2 protein-coding genes are annotated in these 2,451 nt (G+C 70.6%); both read left to right on the forward strand.

What is annotated here, in order from left to right; translation table 11 throughout:
* The first annotated feature begins 171 nt into the window (after positions 1-171).
* Entirely contained in the window at positions 172-696 is a 525-nt protein-coding gene (locus AMIR_RS31995; RefSeq protein ID WP_015805139.1) for a YbaB/EbfC family nucleoid-associated protein, read from the forward strand.
* 65 nt (positions 697-761) lie between these two features.
* Positions 762-2,426, forward strand: a complete 1,665-nt coding sequence (locus tag AMIR_RS32000) for a hypothetical protein (protein WP_187313462.1) — start codon at positions 762-764, stop codon at positions 2,424-2,426.
* Positions 2,427-2,451: the final 25 nt, after the last annotated feature.

Below are 2,451 nucleotides of genomic sequence, written 5' to 3' on the forward strand. Positions count from 1 at the left end.
CCCGTCCGGGCGAGTTGCGCCGGGTGGGCCATCACCGCCCGCATCCGCTGCTCCATCCGGGCGAGCCGACCCCTGGGTGGCGGCGGTTAGCCCGTTGGTGGCACGTTGGATCCGCGTTGGCGGGCTGGGGTTCAGTCCAGTCTGCACCGGTATCCCCCCAGGAGGTTGGCGTTGGACCCCCAGCAGTGGCTTGGCAACTTCGAGGCCAAGCTGGCCGATCTGCAGCAGAAGTCGGCTGACCTCCAGGAGAACTACGCGGCGGCGAGCGCGACCGTCACCAGCCGCGACGGCGCGGTGAAGGTGACCGTGGGCCCGAACGGGGGCCTGCAGAACCTGGAGCTCGGCCACCGCGCGACCGAGCTGGGCGCCGCCCGGCTCACCGCGCTGATCATGGAGACCGCGCGGACCGCGCAGAAGCAGGCGGCCACGAAGGTCATGGAGGCCTTCGCGCCGCTCGGCGAGGGCACCGAGGCGATGCAGTTCATCAAGGACTCCATCCCCGAGGACGGCCCCGCGGCGGACGAGGACGAGCGGGACGACTACGCGGAGCCGGAGCCCGAGCCCCAGCGGCCCCAGACCCCCCCGCAGCCGCCGGTCCCCCCGTACGCGCAGCAGGCGCAGCAGCGCCCCGCCCCCGCAGCCCGACCGGCGGCGCGGCGGCCCGCCGAGGACGACGACGAGAACCAGCCGTGGTGAGCAGCGCAGCGACCGTGGTGACCGCAACAGCCGTGGTGAGCAGGAGGGCCTGAGCCGTGGAAGTCATGAACATCACCGAGGAGAACGAGCTCAAGGGCTCCCTCTTCATCTCGGCGTTCGACGAGCTGATCGACTCGGTGGGCAAGGAGGCCGAGACCGAGACCGAGCACGTCCTCGACATCACCTTCGCCGCCATCGGCGCGGCGTCGTCGCTGGCGATGCTGGCCGTCGACCCGTTCGGCACGATCCTGGGCGCGGGCATCGGATGGCTCATCGAGCACCTGGTGTTCCTGCGCGAGCCCCTGGACATGCTCATGGGCGACCCCGACGACATCAACGCGAACGTCGAGGCGCACAAGGCGCAGGCGGCCGAGATGCGGGTGCTGGCGGAGGACCACCGCAAGGGCCTGACGAACGTCGACGGCTGGAGCGGCCAGTCCGCCGAGAGCTTCCAGAAGAACATGGAGGCCCTGGGCGGCGAGCTGGACTCGCTGGCCAACTCGGTCGAGACCAAGGCGAAGATCGTCGCGATCTGCGGGATGCTCGTGCAGGTCCTGCGCGACATCGTCCGCGACATGATCGCCCAGTTCCTGGGCTCCCTGCTGGCCGGCGCGATCGCCGCCGCAGCCGCCGCGTTCTTCACGTTCGGCGCGTCCATCGCGGGCTTCATCGGGTACGCGATCGGCAAGGCCGTCGCGCTCGGCGTCAACATCGCCTCGCGCCTGGCGAAGCTGACCGCCGCGCTGTCGCGCCAGATGGGCCGCATCAAGAACCTGGACGAGATCACCGACGGCATCGGCAAGAACTGGAAGCGGTTCGAGAACGTCGCCGACGTCGCCGAGGTCAGCTACGAGGCCTGGAAGGCGCAGAAGGGCGTCGACCGCAAGATCGACGAGGCCCTGGAGCAGGACGCGATCCAGGACAAGCAGACGGAGGAGGGCAAGAAGGTCTCCGACGCCAGCGACAAGGCCAAGGCCGCCAACGACAAGTACTCCGAGTACAAGGAGGCCGAGACCAAGGCCTCCGAGTCCGCGTCGAAGGCCAACGAGGAGCTGAACACCGCCTCGAAGAAGGCGGGCGACGCCAACACCAAGGTCCAGTCGGCGATCGACGAGGCCAACGCGGCCAGCGCGCGCGGCGACCAGGCCGGTTACGACGCCGCCATGGCCAAGTACGACAGCGCCAAGTCCGAGGCCGACTCGGCCCGCGCCGACGCCGCCCGCGCCGCCGACAAGGCGGCCGAGGAGGCCAGGAACGTCGCGGACGCGGCCGAGAAGAGCCAGAAGGCGCTCGACGACGCGAAGCCCGCGGACCAGGCCGCGAAGGACGCGTACAACGAGTACAAGAAGAACAACCCGAGCGGCGACGAGGCGCGGGACAAGGCCGAGACCGAGCTGACGTCCAAGAACGACGCCGCGAAGGAGGCCAACTCCGCGTACGAGAAGGCCAGCCTCGACGCGGCCAGGGCGAACGCGGCGGCGGCCGAGGCCAACGCCAAGGCGTACGCCTCGGGCAGCGACGCGGACATCGCGGCGGCCGACAAGGCCAGCCAGGCGGCCGAGGCGGCGGGCAAGAAGGCCGAGACCGCGGCGAACGACGCCAAGTCGGCGGGCACGGCGGCGGAGCAGAGCTTCACCGAGTTCGAGAAGAAGTACCCGTCCGGCGAGGGCAGCGGCGGCGGCGACGGGCAGGGGTCGCCCAAGGGCGGCAGCCCCGCGGTCACCACCTGAGCAAGGCCCTGAGCACGGACAACCA

Source organism: Actinosynnema mirum DSM 43827, from assembly GCF_000023245.1.
In the GTDB taxonomy this organism is placed as follows: Bacteria; Actinomycetota; Actinomycetes; order Mycobacteriales; family Pseudonocardiaceae; genus Actinosynnema; species Actinosynnema mirum.

Coding starts and splice junctions, on each gene's coding strand:
- AMIR_RS32000 (WP_187313462.1), top strand. CDS start 762: ATGAACATCACCGAGGAGAACGAGCTCAAGGGCTCCCTCTTCATCTCG.